9 protein-coding genes and 1 pseudogene are annotated in these 16,999 nt (G+C 51.9%); 1 reads left to right on the forward strand and 9 read right to left on the reverse strand.

The features are described from left to right. Nucleotides 1-43 precede the first annotated feature (43 nt). The 6 genes and pseudogenes from AC50Y3_RS25520 to AC50Y3_RS25545 all read right to left on the reverse strand — a co-directional run. Nucleotides 44-1,360 (reverse strand): M48 family metallopeptidase, encoded by a 1,317-nt coding sequence (locus AC50Y3_RS25520; RefSeq protein ID WP_494821538.1) that lies wholly within the window; start codon nt 1,358-1,360, stop codon nt 44-46. Nucleotides 1,361-1,550: 190 nt separating this feature from the next. Continuing rightward, entirely contained in the window at nt 1,551-3,020 is a 1,470-nt protein-coding gene (locus tag AC50Y3_RS25525; RefSeq protein ID WP_494821539.1) for an aminoacyl-histidine dipeptidase, read from the reverse strand. Between the two features lie 141 nt (nt 3,021-3,161). Continuing rightward, the gene (locus AC50Y3_RS25530) at nt 3,162-3,698 is read right to left on the reverse strand and encodes a DUF4358 domain-containing protein (protein WP_494821540.1); all 537 of its coding nucleotides are present in this window, start codon (nt 3,696-3,698) and stop codon (nt 3,162-3,164) included. 173 nt (nt 3,699-3,871) lie between these two features. Continuing rightward, a complete protein-coding gene (locus tag AC50Y3_RS25535; RefSeq protein WP_494821541.1) occupies nt 3,872-7,288 on the reverse strand; it encodes a fibronectin type III domain-containing protein in 3,417 nt (1,138 codons plus the stop codon). A gap of 332 nt (nt 7,289-7,620) precedes the next feature. After that, the gene (locus tag AC50Y3_RS25540) at nt 7,621-7,884 is read right to left on the reverse strand and encodes a YiaA/YiaB family inner membrane protein (protein WP_494821670.1); all 264 of its coding nucleotides are present in this window, start codon (nt 7,882-7,884) and stop codon (nt 7,621-7,623) included. Between the two features lie 30 nt (nt 7,885-7,914). After that, nucleotides 7,915-8,121, reverse strand: a pseudogene (locus AC50Y3_RS25545) (YiaA/YiaB family inner membrane protein); the annotation flags it as partial. 274 nt (nt 8,122-8,395) lie between these two features. Between AC50Y3_RS25545 and AC50Y3_RS25550 the strand changes: the two are divergent. After that, on the forward strand, nt 8,396-10,525 hold the full coding sequence (locus AC50Y3_RS25550; RefSeq protein WP_494821542.1) for a CBM96 family carbohydrate-binding protein: 2,130 nt from the start codon (nt 8,396-8,398) through the stop codon (nt 10,523-10,525). A 172-nt stretch (nt 10,526-10,697) separates the two neighbouring features. Here AC50Y3_RS25550 and AC50Y3_RS25555 read toward each other — a convergent pair whose 3' ends face one another. From AC50Y3_RS25555 to AC50Y3_RS25565, 3 genes are all read right to left on the reverse strand, one after another. Next, nucleotides 10,698-13,715: a cellulase family glycosylhydrolase gene (locus AC50Y3_RS25555; protein WP_494821543.1), complete on the reverse strand. Its 3,018-nt coding sequence runs from the start codon at nt 13,713-13,715 to the stop codon at nt 10,698-10,700. Between the two features lie 218 nt (nt 13,716-13,933). Further along, nucleotides 13,934-15,256, reverse strand: coding sequence for a glycosyl hydrolase family 28 protein (locus tag AC50Y3_RS25560; protein WP_494821544.1), 1,323 nt, complete (start codon nt 15,254-15,256; stop codon nt 13,934-13,936). A gap of 90 nt (nt 15,257-15,346) precedes the next feature. Continuing rightward, nucleotides 15,347-16,729: a response regulator gene (locus AC50Y3_RS25565; protein WP_494821545.1), complete on the reverse strand. Its 1,383-nt coding sequence runs from the start codon at nt 16,727-16,729 to the stop codon at nt 15,347-15,349. Nucleotides 16,730-16,999: the final 270 nt, after the last annotated feature.

The following is a 16,999-nucleotide window of genomic DNA, read 5'->3' on the forward strand; positions in this document are numbered from 1 at the left end:
AACAGCAGCAAAGCCTATCCGCAGCGGATAGGCTTTTTCCTAACTAATAATATTGATTCTCCTTAAATTGAGTAACAAGCCGCTCCTGCATCTTCGCTTCCACTGTACTCAGCTCACGATCCAGCTGCTTCAGCTGCTCATCCGTCAACTGAATCGCCCCCGGTGCAAGCTGCGCATGATGCTGAAGCGTCTGGATGCGATAGGCGGTTGGCGGATGCGTGCGGTCTAGCGTAGAGCCCTCCATCATCTCGACGCGCCGGATGCGCTCGAATTCACGCGGCGGAATAGAAGCCGCAGCTGCCTTAAGCTCGTCAAAATAATTCCCCTTCGCCCCCCTTAGTACAAATCGCTGACGCGACAGCACAAAGGTGGTGTCACTAAACAGTTTACGCGATAATCCTAACGCGCCTTCTGTACCGCCAACTTTTGCCCCGAGATAATCGGCCATATACTCGGCCCTCTGACTGTCGTAATAAATCGAATGAACAAAGAGCTTGATAAGCAATTGCGGAATCATGGAAACCATCTTCATTAGCATTCCTACAACATTCGAGACGAGTCCAAATAAGTTGCCTTCAACCAGAACCTCATCTTCACCCCTTGAAGCGAGCAATCTAAACCAATTTTCCAGCGTAATAATCGCAGTATGGGTATATAAATTTCGAGTGGAATCGCCATTGATTCCATGTCCCACCTCATGTCCGATGAGCGCAGCCTTCTCAGCCGGACTTAGGATGCTGAATAAGGGAAGCCCTAACGTCAAATACCGTTTCTGTTTTAACCCTACTTGACGGTAAGACGCATTAAATTCTTCATCGATAAGAATGCCCTCAAAATGAGGCAAATGGAGATAATCGGCAATCTGATCCGCGAAGGCATACAGGGTAGGAAATTGCTCTCTTGGCACGATGTCCCGTTTCTCATCCTTGCTTAATTTCGGGATCCGCGGACGCTGCGTCCATAATAAGATCAGCATTGGAGCAGCAAGAATCGCCAACACCGGGTACTCTCGATATATAGACAACGCGAATAAACAGAGCAGCACCATACCCAGGGAAATCGCATGAATGACCGTCGCCATTACAAGCGTAAACAGCCTGGTTTTCGTCGGTTTGGGCAATAAATGCTCGAGCACTTCCATATCGCCAAGCAGCTGCTTCCCTACCCGTTGTCCAAGCCGCTCATAAAAGGAAGCAAATATAGATGGCGCATGTTCCTGTCGATGAGGCTTCAGATTCCAGCCGCACTCGCACCAAGACATGAAATTCGGATGTGCCGCAACGTGCGAATGGCATTGTGGACATTGCTCGGTTTGAACCGCCGCTTTATTCTCTTGAACCAAGGCTATGTTTTCGGACATGTGCAGCTATCCCCTCCCGGCGCGTTACTCTTAATCTCATTAAATGCAAGGTATAGTTTAGCACATAAAATATAAATGCGGTTACATCGATTTTCGAGAATCCGAGGGGGCTGCAATGAAAACAAAGAAGGCGCAAGGGGATTCTCCCTTGCGCCTTCTCGCAACATGCTGCCACAGCAGCGTAACTTCTCTATGCTTTCAATTCACGCATGATTTCCTGCAGGAAATCCCAAGTCCGTTCCACGGACGAGATCGACACATGCTCCTCCGGTGTATGGAAGTTGTACATGTTCGGCCCGTAGGAAACCGCATCGAGATACGGCATTTTCTCAATTAAGATGCCGCATTCCAGACCGGCATGGATCGCTTTCACTTCCAGCGGTTTGCTATACGTGCGCTCGTAGACCGCTTGGAATACTTCGCGCATCTTCGAATCCGAGCGGTACGGCCAGCCCGGGAAATAATGATCGTGACGGAACGTCACGCCGACTGCCTCTCCGAGCGTTGCCATCTGCTGCAGAACCGCATCAAGCTGCGAACGATGCGAGCTGCGAATGAGGCTCTCGAAGACAACCTCATTCTCGCGCGTCGACAAGGTCCCGATGTTCGTCGATGTCCGAACGAGGTTCTCGATCGCCTTGTTCATGCTGAGCACGCCGCTTGGGATCAGCGCGAGCAGACGGATCACCGTCAGCTTCGTCTCTTCTGCGAACCAACGAGCAGCCTCCCCACCGCCGCTACCAGCGTCTATCGACACCTTAACTCCCGGATCCGAAACTTCATACTCATCCTGCAAGATCCGATTCCACTCCGCAATTCGCTCTTCAGCAACGCGCAGCCCATCTTCATTTAAGCCCACCACCGCTTCCGCCTCGCGCGGAATAGCATTGACCTTCATCCCGCCGCTGATTGCGGCCAAGTCAAATGCCGTATGCCGGCGCAGGTCATCCAGCACCCGTCCGAGCAGCTTGTTGGCGTTGCCGCGCTCGTGAATGATGTCGTCCCCGGAGTGACCGCCCTTCAATCCTTGCACAGCAATGGTGTACGATTCCCCTGAGCCGCCTCCATCTTGCCAAGCAATCGGCACCGAATGAAATGCCGATGCGCCTCCGGCGCTGCTCACGAACAGCACGCCTTCGCGATCAGAGTCGAAGTTGATGAGCATCTTCCCGGTCAGCTTCGACGCATCGATATGCTCCGCGCCGGCCATGGTTGTTTCTTCCTCTGTCGTCAGCAAAATTTCCAGTGCGGGATGCGCCAGATCCGTTGCATCGATTAGCGCCATCGCAAACGAAACCCCGATGCCGTTATCCGCCCCGAGCGTTGTATCCTGTGCGTAGATCATATCGCCGTCCAGCTTGAAGCGGATCGGATCCTTGGTGAAGTCATGCTCGGTCGATTTGTTTTTCTCGCAAACCATGTCCAAGTGACCTTGGAAAATAACCGTCGGTGCCTGTTCATACCCCGCCGCCGCCGGCTTCTTAATGATCAAGCTGTGACGTTCATCCTGAAACACGGTGCAGTTGCGCGCTTCCGCAAACTGCTTCACAAAATCACTGACCGCCTTCTCGTTCCCGGATCCCCTTGGAATCGTGGACAGCTCTTCGAAGAAACGAAGCACCTTGCAATCTCCGGTATATACTCTATTTAGTTCTGGCATCGTAATCCTCCTATATGTAGACACAGATTAGGCCCGACTTGCCCTAGGCAGGCAAAGTCAGGCCATTTCCATTCGATACCGTCTAGTTTAACGCATGCATGGCGAGGAATCCAGTTGCGCCTGCAGACAGACCGTTTTATTTTATACGCCGCCGTTCTTCTCGAAGAAGCTCTCGTAAACCTTCGTCATTTCGTCTTGCTTGCTTGAGATGATGAACAGCACGTATTTGCCTTTGGTCAGCAGCTTGTAGTTCTTGGCATTCTCATATTGATCGGCCTTCTTCGATTGGAACTCTTTCTGAACTTCCTCAGCACGCTGCTTAATTCCCGCTTCCACGGTAGGAATATCCTTGGCATCCTTCACTTTGAAAATAGCAACTTCATTCGAGGACAGGTTCGCCATCGGCATGCGCACATTGAAATCCTCCAGCAGTGCCGCATCGATTTGATAGAACCGCTTTAACGTCAACTTGTCGAGCTCCATAAACATCGGCTGACCCGCTTGTTTCGTCATTTGAGTAATCATCTCTTTCGCAGACAGCTTCGATTCGGCGGCCTGCTCCTGATTCTGATTCTGATTTTGCCCTTGGTTCTGTTCCTTGTTTGGTTCCTTGCTGCCGCATGCGCCGAGTACGATTGCGATGACGACGGTCAGCATGAGTATCATGATTTTTTTCATTGGGTACATTCTCCTTGGTGTGAGGTGGTCAAGCTATCGTATCGTATGCGTCTATTGACGGCAGCCGTGGCTGAAAGGTTACATCATTACGGTTCCCAATTTCTGTACAAAAAAAGACTTCCCCTCAGCAAAAGCTGAAAGAAAGTCCTTTTTCGCTAGCCGGGATGCTGCTGCTAGCTTGTAAACAAGCAGCCTGTAGGGATAATTTGCTTCGCCTGCGAAGCGCTCGACCAGGAGAGCTGCGCGTGCGCGTTACCGCCGTTCTCGATATATTCCATCTTGATGTCGTATTTCACACCAGCGGTGAGTGTAACGGTTGCGCTGAGTTCCCCGTTCATGGCGACCCAGTTGTTAATGATTTGTACGCCGTTCACCCACAGACGCACACCGTCATCTGTATTTGTGTAGAACGTATAGGTCTCCGAGTATTGCGGCTGCACTTTACCGGTCCATCTCACCGTGAACCATTCACCCGGTACATCATCCGTCGGCCGTCCGCCGCCCCAATCGAAGTCGATGGTGGCATCGGTTCTGCTCAGAGCCAGCGTACCGAACTCACCGGCATAATATTGGCCCAGCAAACCGTTCGTTCCTGAAGACGGTGCATTCGTCGTGACGTTCAGCGTGGAACTGGCAGCGGATAAGTTATTCGCCGCATCCTTCGCTTTGACCGTGAAGGTGTATGCCGTGCTTCCGGTCAAGCCAGTGACTGTGAATGTCGTTGCACCTGTTGTGGAGCCTGCAAGAGTTGCTCCGTTATAAATGTTGTAGCCGGTGACGCCGACGTTATCCGTCGAGGCCGTCCAGGACAGATTCACGCTCGTATCCGTCTTGGATGGCGAAGTCAGCCCGGTTGGAGCTGTTGGTGCTGTTGTGTCCGAAGATGCGTTTGTCGTTACATTCAGACCGCTGCTCGCTGCCGATACATTGCCCGCTGCATCTTTGGCCTTAACCGTGAATGTGTAAGCCGTACTTGCCGTAAGGCCGCTCACTGTGAAGGTTGTCGCACCGGTAGTGGAACCTGCTAACGTGCTTCCGTTATAGACATCATAGCCGGTTACGCCGACATTGTCGGTCGATGCTGTCCAAGACAAACTAACGCTTGTCGAGGTTTTCGATGGCGAAGTCAGCCCGGTTGGAGCCGTTGGCGCTTGCGTGTCGCCGCCTGTACCGCCGGCTTGATTGACGTCACACGTCTTGTATTGCCCAACTGCCGGATCCGTTCCGAAGCCGTTGTTGGAACACATTACCGTGTTCGTAAACGTTCCGTATACATAGCTGCCCGGTACTCCGTAGCGAACTTGCTTCGTACCTGTGAAGTTACACGGATTGTTCTCGCCCGCACAATTCACCCAGTTCGCGGCAGGATCCGTTGTCACAGTGAGCGCGTTGCTGGCCGCCGAAATATTGTTCGATGCGTCCTTCGCTTTGACCGTGAACGTAAACGCCGTGTTCGATGCGAGGCCCGTAACCGTGAAGGAAGTTGCGCTTACGCCGGTAGTCGTGCCCGCCAAAGTTGAACCGTTATAAATATTGTAGCCCGTTACGCCAACATTGTCCGAAGACGCCGACCACGACAAGCTGACACTCGTGTCGTTCTTCGCCTGCGAAACTAAATTCGATGGCGCCGTTGGTGCCTGCGTATCGCCGGCATCTGTCGTCACGTTCAAGGTATTGCTTGCTGCAGATACGTTGCCGGAAGCGTCTTTTGCCTTAACCGTGAAGCTGTACGCCGTGCTTGGCGTCAAACCTGTCACGGTGAACGTCGTTGCGCTTGCACCCGTTGTAGAACCGATCAATGTACCGCCTTTGTACACATCATAGCCAATGACGCCTACATTATCCGTGGATGCTGTCCACGACAGATCTACCGTAACATTCGATTTCGTAGGTGCAGACAAGCTGCCCGGAGCAGTAGGAGCCGTCGTATCCGGCGGTCCAGTAAATACCGTAACCGTCTGCTCTTTCACGCTTGCTCTTCCTCCGTTATCCCAAACGCCAAGAATGACTTTGTAAGTACCCGCCTTCTGGTACGTATAAGTCGGGCTTGCCGTCGTAACCGGGATGCCTTCGCCCAAATCCCACAGATTCTCAACGATCGTTCCGTTATCCGTGGACGTATTCGTAAACGTAATCGGCTGTCCCAGCTGCACGGTCAGCGGAGCCGTGAAGTTCGCGACCGGCTTCGCATCGCCGAAGCCTCTGCTCGTAAGCTGCGTATTCGTACCATTGCCGCTTACCGTATTATTGGACCACTCCAGATCCGCTGCAGAGGACGGATATTGATCAATCGATGGACCGCCATTGCCTGTAATCGTGTTGTTAATGAAGCTAATACGGTCTGTACCGCTAGCCGTCGTAATTTCTATCGCTTTGCGTCCGTTATTGAGGATTTGGTTGCTGTCGAATACGATGTTCTTCGTATCGCCATGGATCCGAACCGCATTGCCGTCATAACCGGGATAGGCTGCGGCAGGATTGCCGGTTGGTCCGTTTTTCCAGGTGTTTTTGTAAAAGTACTGATATTGCTCGGTAAATCCGGTTCCCGCACCTTGGAGCTGCATGCCCCACATGACGATGTTCTGAACCGTATTGTAGTTCCACAGCTGATAGCCTGTTCCAGGCGATTGCTGCATCCCTACTTGCTGGCCGCCATCGACGAGGTTGCCGGATGTAACGCCATGATCGACCATGACTTCAAGCCCCATGTTGCCCACCGAGCCATCGTTGGCTTTCACGGTGTTATTGCGCACCGCAATGTATTTGGAACGCACTGCGCTGATCCAATGGTCGACGTTGTTATTTTCGATGACGGAATAGTCAACGTTGGTATGCAGCTCGATGCCGAGACCTTCCATCTTCTTGCCCGTTCCTGTAATCGTATTGCCGCGCACCGTCGCATATGGACTGTCATCGTTGAGGAAAATCCCCCCGCGGCCGGTATTGGAAATCGTATTATTCTCGATCAGCGCATGGCTCGAACCCCAGCCTGCGCGTACGCCTGCGCCCCAATCCGAATTCACGCCGCTGTTGTTCACGATGTTATCGGAGATCTCCAGATTGGTGGACCCAATCGCATAGAGTGCGAAAGGACCGAAGCCTGCAGAAGCTGCCAAATCCTTAACTCGCAGGTGGCGCATTTTGTTGCTGTCGCCAGATTCGGACGTCACGGCGGACAACAATACCGTGCTGTTGTTGCCGTCCAGCGTCATATCCGCCACTTCCGCATTGGTCACGTTATGAAGGTAGAAGAACATCGTGGAGGCTGAACCGGATGTCATCTTCACCGTCGTCAAATCACGTCCGGCACCTGCAATCTTGACACCGGATTTACCGTTCACATTCGCAGACAAATAATAAGTACCGGCTGGCAGCAGCACCGTATCGCCGCTTGCGGCAGCATTGACCGCATTCTGAATGGCCGCCAAGTCATCTGCCGTGTCGCTTCCATTCGCACCGTAAGCGGTTACATTTAGTGTCGCAGCAAATGCGGACGTAGCCGGAATAATCGGAAGCATAAGCGATAATGCAGATAAAATGGTAATGACCCGCACCTTCAACGTTCCATTCTTGCCCTTCTTACTTCTCATCCTCAACAATCCCTCATTTCATTGATTTCATCTCGTCTGCCCTAATGAACCACAAATCCGACTGTCATACCGCCTCTTCAAAAGTTCAGCCATCCCTCCTCTCAAGTTCCATCCTGCCATGCCGCCAGAGTCCCGTAAACTGTAACAAATGCGAAAATACATACTGGGCGATTGTATTAAATAGGAATTCATGCACCTCACCTACACGATCTCCTACAATCATTCACGAATCGCTATTGGCCTCCACCTCACGCCTCGATTTATGTGGAATGATGCGGTGACAAATAAAAGGACTTTCCTCACCTATCGTGAGGAAAGTCTCCGGATATTGCCTACAAATTAGCTGTGTTTTCATCCGTTATTTCTTTAAGATGCAGCTGATCCTCTTCGTTATCGCGAATGGTTTTCTGTAAGACGAGACAAGCAACGATGAGGAACGCACCGCCGATGGCGTAATACCCTTTGACGTAGAACGGCTCTTCCAAGGTGTAGAGACCGATATACTCAGCGAGAATCGCAAGCACGAAGCCGGCCCATGAGAGGAAGGTAAAGGCCGATGTGTTTCTTTTGCGGTAGCTTGGATTAAACTCTTTCAGAAAATTATCTTCGTCGTTATCCCGCGCAACCTTCTGCAGCAGGAAGGAGGTGATGATGAGCAGAACGCCTGTTACCGCATAATAGCCTTGGACCGATAGCGGCTGCTCCAGCGTGTAAATCCCCACAAATTCGAAGCCGCATGCCAATACGAATGCTGCCCATGCCATAAACGTATACGTCGGTGTATTACGGCGGCGGTAAAAGTTTTTGCGATTCGTTGTCGTCGTTTCCATCATGGCTTAAAGCCCTCCCGTATAACCTGTTCGGTTATTTGTTATGGCTTCATCATACTGCGGACCTTCGACTTCCATAAGTACCATCTTGTTCTAGTACCAGGTATTAGCCCGAGCTGCCGTTTTCTATGCTGCACACAATTCCCCCCTCACCAGTGCACAACTTTGCCTTTACCATAAAAATCCACTTTGGTAACCTCTTACTGAAGGAGGTTGAAAGCGCTTAAATTCATGGGAACAAGGCATTCTTACACCACTATTCAAGGAGGCATATGTAATGAGGAAATGGCTTTCGATTGTGCTGGCAATTGCCCTGATTTGGTCCTTTACTGCTTATCGCGATGATACCAAGGTAATGGCGGCGACAGATATTACGTTAAATCCGGTCGCAGACACAGATACGCAAAGCGATGTCGCTGCCGGTACGAATGCGACATTGAACATCAGTCAGTGGAATAACTTGTTCACCAAATTCAGCTTGTCCGGCGTGCCGAGCTCCATCGCAAGCGCGAAAGTCAGAATCTATCATTCCACGCACACCACGAATCATAACTTAATCGTAAACGGCGCCTCCACCGAAAGCTGGAGCGAAGGCTCTGCTAAACCGTCCTTAGGCTCACAAATCAATACGAAAGCCGTGTCCGCTGTCGGGTACGTCGAGCTTGATGTAACCGCAGCCGTGCAGAGCAAGCTAAGCACCGCAAGCTCCTCCGTCACCTTCGGCTTCAGCACGAATATCGGCTCGTGGGAAGTCTATCAATCGCGGGAGAGCAGCAACAAGCCGGTGCTCGTCATTACGCCGAACGCTGCCAGCTCAACCTCTACGCTGAATCCTGTCGCAGACACGGATACGCAGAGCGATGTTGCTGCCGGTACGAATGCAACATTGAATGTCAGTCAGTGGAACAACCTCTTTACGAAGTTCTCGCTTAGCGGTATTTCCACATCCATTTCAAGCGCAAAGGTCCGAATCTACCATAGCAGCCACGCTAATAACCATACCCTCATCGTAAACAGTGCCTCGACCGAGAGCTGGAGCGAAGGTGGTGCAAAACCTGCATTAGGTACACAAATCGCTACCCAGTCGGTTACGGCGAACGGGTATGTGGAGTTTGATGTCACATCGGCTGTGCAGAGCAAGCTGAGCGCAGCCAGCTCCTCCGTGACCTTCGGCTTCAGCTCCAATCTTGGCAGCTGGGAAGTGTACCAGTCGCGGGAGAGCAGCACCAAACCGGAGCTGATCATTACGACCGGCACCGGCGGTGGCGGCACTAACCCTCCGGGCGGCGGTACGGGGACGATGAAGATCGGCACGAACTTCTGGTTCATGGGTACGTGGAGCGGTGAAACGCCGTTCAAAACAACTGTGAACTGGGCCACTGCCTATACAAACGGCGACGATGTGTGGAACCCGACGTTTATTAGCGAGCTCGCGCCTTACACGACGCTTCGTTTCATGGATTGGGGCGGCACCAACAACTCCAAGGTGCAAACGTGGTCACAGCGCCGCTTGCCGAATGATCCCGTGAACAGCGACATCGGCTACATCGGGCCATCTGACCCGATCAGAGCCGGCCTTGCCTATGAATGGATGATCGATCTCTGTAACCGGACCAATAAGGATATGTGGGTGACCCTGCCGCATATGGCGGATAACAACTATGCCAACCAGCTTGCTGCGCTGATTAAATCGAAGCTGAAGCCAGCGCTGAAAGTGTACGTTGAATACTCGAATGAGACATGGAACGGCGGCTTCGCGCAGTTCCAATATACACTCGATCAAGGCGTTGCGCTGGGCTTGCCCGGCTCCAATCAATGGTATCAAGGCGGCGCATTCAGCCTGTACAGATCCGTTCAGATCTGGAACCAATTCGCGACTGTGTACGGCTCCGAGATGGCCGCACGCGTAGTGCGGGTTGCCTCCTTCAGCGGCAACTATGACATCTTCGACCAAGGTTATGCGAATGTCGTGAACAGCACCACTTGGAATCCGACGAATCAGAAAGCGGATATGATTGCCATCGCGCCTTATGTCGGCAGCGGCCTAGACGGTGCAAGTGCCAGCATTCAAAGCCAGTTCCACGCCGATATTGATGCTACTTTCACAGATCGCGTACTGACTGCAGTCGCCATCGCGCAGAAATATAACGTGAAGCTCGGCTGCTACGAGGGCGGACAGCATGTGCTGACCAACGCCGATCAATGGAGCGGCAACCAAAACATCTACACCGAATACACGTACATGCTGAACAAATTCGCTCCGTATTTCGTGCTCTATAACCATTATGCGCATGCCGGTTCTTGGTCTTCCGGCGGTGCGTGGGGAGCTAAAGCGTTCACCGGCCAATCGAACGCAAGCGCGCCGAAATACCGCGCCATCGTGGATTGGGTTGCAGCTCATCCTTGATGAGCCGCAACTAAAAAGAGCACCTCTTAGGAATTTCTAAGGGGTGCTTTCTTTTGTAATCAATCATCTGCTAGATGCAAACATCTAAGCACTGGTTCATAAGTGAAAAAACAGCCGACCAAGGAACTCCCCTTGGCCGGCTGCTTCTGTGAACGGAACCGCCTCGCAACGTTTATTTTTTATCTTTCTTGTCGTCCTTCTTATCCTCTTTCTCTTGCTTCTTCTCTTCTTTCTCTGCCTTCTTCTCTTCTTTCTTGTCATCCTTCGTCAAAGGCAGCATGACAATCGGGTCCGCCAATTGCACCTTATCCTGAAGGTTATTCCAAACCATCACCTTAACCGTAAACTTCTCTGCGCGTTTCGGCAGATCGAAACCGCTGGTGAATGTAGCGGTCTCGCCGTCCTTCAACGTTCTCGATACAGAAGACATAGCCTTCATGACGCCTTTCTTATTATACAACGCCACAACAAGGGTCACGGGCTGAGCCGCGCCATGATTCGTTGCCGTCACTTCGGCGAGCAGCATCCCTTCGGCAGGCACGCTCGTAACAATTGCGCCTGCCTCGTTCTTGAATACAGCGGTATCCAGCGTCAAGCCTTGCGGCTCAGGGGTCACCTCACCAGGATCTTCCGTTGTTTCGACGAGTTGAACGTTGTCGATCAGCAAGTCAACGCCCGCTGTGTTTTTCCAAATAAATACGTTCGAAGCCGCTACACTGGCTCCCGTCTTAAACACGACCTCTTTCTTTGTCCATTCGGTCGAGTCAAACGACAGCACATGTTTGATTTGGTCGGAATCCGGTGATTGGTCCGTCGGCTTGTATTGGAAGCCTGCCGCAGCGCCATCCGCCTCGGTTGCGCCGCTCACCTTGCCCCAGATCGCCAGCTTGTAATTCGTGTTCGGTTTCACCGTCACGAATTGACCGCCGCCGCCAGCACCGCCGGCCGTTACTTTCAGCGCCTTCGAGCCGCCAATTCCTGCTCCTGCCGCTGCTTCAAGACGTCCCCAGTTCATCCAGGCGTCCAAATCCTTCTCGAAATCGCCGTTTACAACAATTGGCGGTTGTTCCGCAAGCGATACGTTGTCGACCAGCAGGTCCACGCCGGCTGCCGACTTCCATACAAATACGTTTGCTCCCGCAACGCTTGGCCCCGTCGTGAACGTCACTTCTTTCTTCGTCCATGCCGTCGAATCGAACGACAATATGAATTTGATCTGATCGGAATCCGGCGATTGCTCCGTCGGCTTATACTGGAAACCCGCATCAGCAGTATCTGATTCAATCGCACCGCTTACTTTACCCCAAACTGTCAGCGTATACGTGGTATTCGGCTTAATCGTCACGAATTGACCGCCGCCACCCGCTCCACCTGCGGGCACCTTGAACGCTTTAGAATTATCGACTCCAACTCCTGTTGCGAGCTCAGCGCGCGACCAGTTCAACCAGCCGGTCAAGCCATCTTCAAAGTTACCGTTGACCATCACAGGAAGATTAAGCGTCACCGGTAACGTCAACGAATTATGATTGTCATCCCACACTTGATTGCCAAGCCAGCTCAGATTCGTCGGACGTGAGCCGTCTAGCTTATCGACTTCCCAGCCGCCGCCTTTGGTCGTATTGGCAGTCAGATCGAATTGATCCTCGCCTTCCCATGCCCATACAAGTCGACCCACATGACGCTGAACAGCCTCATTGAACATCGCCGCCGTTACGTTCGTAGTCTGACTGTCGCCGCCGCCATACTCTCCAATGATGAGTGCCAAACCTTTGTTTGCAGCTTCATCCAGATAGTTCGCGAGCCGCTGCTGGCCATTAAACCATTCCCCATACATGTGAAGCGAGAACACCAGATTATCGTACGATGCCGCCAGCTGCTGGCCCGTAGACAAAATCGCGCTGTCAGACGTTCCATTTCGGAATCCGCCCTCTTGGCCGTACAAATGACCGTCCAAAACGATGATATTCTCCGCTCCAATCGCACGGATGGCTGCAATGATTTCCTCATGCACCTCTTTCCAGCGCGCAATGGACTCGCTAGTCGAATACCCCTGTCCGGCCTGCCCCGGTTCATTCATGATGTTGAACCAGACGTACGGATTGTCTTTGTACTTCGTTGCAAGGTTAATCCAATAGGCTTTCAGTTCGTCCACGGACATGGAATAACTGCCATCCGCAGCGGTTGAGCCGGTTTCACCCGGATACGAGCCCGTGAAATCATGATCCTCAAGCATGGTTACGACATGCTTGGAGGTAAACGCATTTACGATGCCGTCCAAATCCATGTTATTGTTGATGTTCCAATGCTCCATACGCGGGAACATGTTCACACGAACCGTATTGAATTTCCAAGTGTCCACGATCATATTCACGTCTGGCAATGTCGGACGAGACCAAGGCCAGCGCGGGCCGTTCACGTTCACGCCTTTGGCAATGAATGTGTTTCCGCTTGGGTCCTTAATTTCACTCCCTTGGACAATAAAGTTACCGTCTGCCATAGTTGGCGTCTCCACGACCGGCACTTCCGGCTGCTCCGGCGCGGTCAGCACTTCTACACCTTCAACTACGCGGAAATGATCGAAATCAATCGGGCTGCTTCGAACACCGATCGCAATTTTGCCCGCATTATACGCGTGATCCTCAACCCGGTCAAACAACTTGGTAACCGTGTTCGCTTGAAGGGCATTCACCGAGATATGTCCGTCATCCTCTTGAATGACTTGCAATGTGGTTGTTTTGCCGCCTATTCCGTAAACAATATCAGTTGCCAAACTGGTTTCCGCATTGTTCACGATTTTCTTCAAAGAAACGTTTGCCGCATTGTTCGCAACGCTTGCATTGCCTAACAGCAATTCGTAATAGTTGCTTGCGTCTTGATATCCCCACAGCAATCGCGTTGCATTCCAGTGTCCGCTCGACAAAGGCGCCTCGACGTCGACTTGGAATGAATACGTACCGTCAAAGCTCTGGTCTGTGACCGCTGATTGCAGATAGGCACTCCATGACTCCGAATGCAGCTTGCCATTGGCAATTGAAAGCGTGGCATCCAGTGTCCAACCTTCGGCACTGCTAAAATCGCTTGTGTATTCCTCATTGGAAGCGCTTGCGAGAACGGGTACGACTTGGCTAACCAATGAGAAAATCATCATAACGGCTGCCATTATCGAGACCCATTTCTTAATGCTGACCATGCTCACCATTTCCCTTCATTTTTCAAGTGATATGCTGGGACCGCAATTCTAATTATAATTTTGGCGCGGATGGCTCCAATATGGAAAAAAGTAGGTAGAACAGTGAAATCTGTCTCCTCCTTAACTGGAAATCATACGCAATTCCACCCTGGAAATAGAAAAGACCGCTACACATAGGTAGACGGTCCTAATGAACGCATGGACGAACTGCAAAATGACTAGGAAACGAATGCGATCTTCCTGCTCAGCTCCACGACCATCTTCGCTTCGTTCGCTCCGCGAAGAGCCTCGCCCTGATAGGTTAGGTTGCTGATCGTAACCTGCTCAATCATATGCTCGGCATCATAGCCGCGAATAATCGACACCGGCAGCAAGCCGCCGACAATGGCAATGTCCTCGAAACGAATATCACGGACATGACCGCGCTCCGCATCCTTCGAGTATTGCGAGAACTGTACTTTAATATCAATGAGCTTCTCGCGTGAATCCTCCACTCGGATGTTCTTGTACAGCACATTATGCACATCCGCACGATCGCCATTATGAATCGTAAACGTACCGCCGGACTCGTAACCTTCGAATTCGCAGCGGATAATATCGCAGTCGCTGAATTCGACTTCGGAGATGGAAGCGCAGCGCGTCTCATAGCCGATCTCGAGTGCATTGCCCCATTCAGCGTTCCAGAACACCGAGCGGGTCACGCGTACATTTCTCACATCATGCAAGCCGGCCGGATGGAAATAATCGACGGCTTTGATCGCAATGCAGTCGTCCTTGGAGCGAGCGAACACATTATCCACCGTCACATCCTCACAGCCTACGATATCAATGCCGTCACCGGTTCCCGCGTAAGTCAGAATGTTGATGTTGCTGATCGCGACTTGCGTGCTGCCTGCCGGCACCACATGCCAGGTCGGCCCATCGATAACCGAAATCCCCTCGATTGTCACATGCTTGCAGCCTGCAAGCAGCATCATCAGATGCCTTTTGCTGCCTTCCTCGGCCTCTCTCCACGACGAACCATCCAGTATACCTCTGCCGCGAATCGCAATGTTCGATGCGTTCTCAGCCTTAATTCGTCCATATACGATAGCACCCTCTTCAATATAAACCGTTTCTCCGTCCGACAATACGATTTCACCTGCTTGATGAACCTCTCCACCCTTAAAATAACGCACTGATGGATCGGCCTGATCCGGACGTGCCTGGGCTTCCAATGGATTGATCCAAATAAACAGCGGTTCGCGGATGTTATCGTTGAACTCTACCGACAGCTTAATCGGTGCCTCTGCCTCGAAACGCAGCACGCCGCCGGCTTGAACCGGCTTAATCGCATGACGGAGCGGTCGAACGACAACTTGTTCAGCTGCTTGGCTGTCTTCGATTTCAACCGTGACCTTGCCTTCGGCGGACAGCATCGCATACCCTGCGCCTTGACTGCTGTAAACGAATACCGGCTGACCGTTGATACGTACTTTATAGCGCTCGGAAGCTGCGATTTGCGCTGCCGGGGCCAGATACTGAATCGTGGATTGCTGCATAGTTACACTCTCCTCATGAGCTGATTAAACTATTGTAGCGAACGTCCATCATGTAACGTGTGCGAAACTCGTCTGCACCCCGTACGAAACTTATTCTTTACGTACATGCTTGGGCAGCCTGCCGGTCTGCTGTTTATAAAATTTGCTAAAATACTTCTCGTCCTGAAAGCCCGTTTTCTCCGCGATTTGATAGACGGGCTCGTTCGTCGTAGCCAGCAGCTCCGTCGCTTTCTCGACGCGCAGGTCGTTCAGCACATCCTGAAATTGCTTCCCGACATATTGCTTGAAGCAGCGGCTGAGATAGCTCCGGTTCAAATTGATGCGTTTTGCCACCTCGGTCTGATTCATGCTGCTTTGCAAATCAATCGAAATCATCTGCATCGCCCGCAGGATGCCGATGCACACATCCTCGGAGAGCTCATGATGGCGCAGCCGCAAGCGAACGAGCCTGAGCCAGTCCGTCCATTGCTCCCAGAACAGCAGCTCTTCGCAAGCAGCAGCCCAGTCCATCGACTCCGATATCGACTCAAAATGCCGCCACAAAAGGACGGTGTTCTTCAGATGCTCGATCCAAACCGAAACCGCCGGTCTTCGCTCCCGCACCTTTTCCATCAAGTCGTGAAATGCGCCATCGTGGTACACCCAGTAGAAGGAACGCCACTGCTGCTTCAGCACTTGCATAACGGCATCTTCGGTGGTGATAGGCCGAGTCTCCAGCTCAATCCAGTCGATTTCATAGCCTGTCTTCTGCGCCTGGAAATCAAAGAACAGCTTCTCGTCCCGGTACCGGGTCAACAGCTGCACCATGACTTTCTCGGGCAAATTCCGCACACCGCGGATTATGACCGGAATCCACTGATTCCAATCCATCGCGGCATAAAGCTGTGCAATATTCGTATATTTCTGAAGCAGGTCTTCCCGCCTGACATAAATGCCCTTCTTCTGTATCGTAATTGCGCGACTCCTATGGCTGGGCATCATTAGCTCAAAGGGCAGCTCCCAATTTGCCTCATACGTAACAGGCGTCAAGAACAACGCCCATGGCTCCTCCGCCTCCTGATGCTGCTCCTGCAGCTCCAGCTTACGTTTCTCCTCTAACCGTATGCGTTCAATGATGCGGGCGATGGATTTATTTAAGGTGTCATTCTCCAGCTCTGTTTTGACCACATAGTCGATCGCACCAAGCCGCACAGCCTCTTGAATATGATGAAAATCCTGATGACAGGTTAAGACGGCAATCCACGTGCCAATATGATGTTCGCGAACTTGTTTTATCAGCTCAAACCCGTTCATCACCGGCATCGTCAGATCCGTAAGCACCAAATCCACATGGGATTGCTTCATGAGCTCCAAGGCAAGCTCGCCGTTAGCCGCCTCGCCGATGATCTCAATCCCTAACTCATGCCAAGGAATAATATGCATGAACCCTTTGCGCACAAAATATTCGTCGTCCACGATGATCGCCTTCATCATACGATCTCTCCTCAAAGTTAATGCGTGGCTGTGCCTGATCTCCGACTCCTCTGCCACCGCTTCAGACTTCACATTTTAGGGCGCCTCTGCCAGTCCGGATGCCAAGTTCCCCCTAAATATATATGGATCTAGTTAAGTGTTCAATAAAGGGAGGGGTGAAACCTGTTGGGTCCGAGTGGGAAGATTGTTACTTTTCATGCCAAAACAAGCCGCCCCGCTGTGGGACGACTTGTTCGGCTGTTTAAGTATGCTTGTAGGAGGATTGCTGCT

Source organism: Paenibacillus sp. J22R98 (assembly GCF_059383835.1).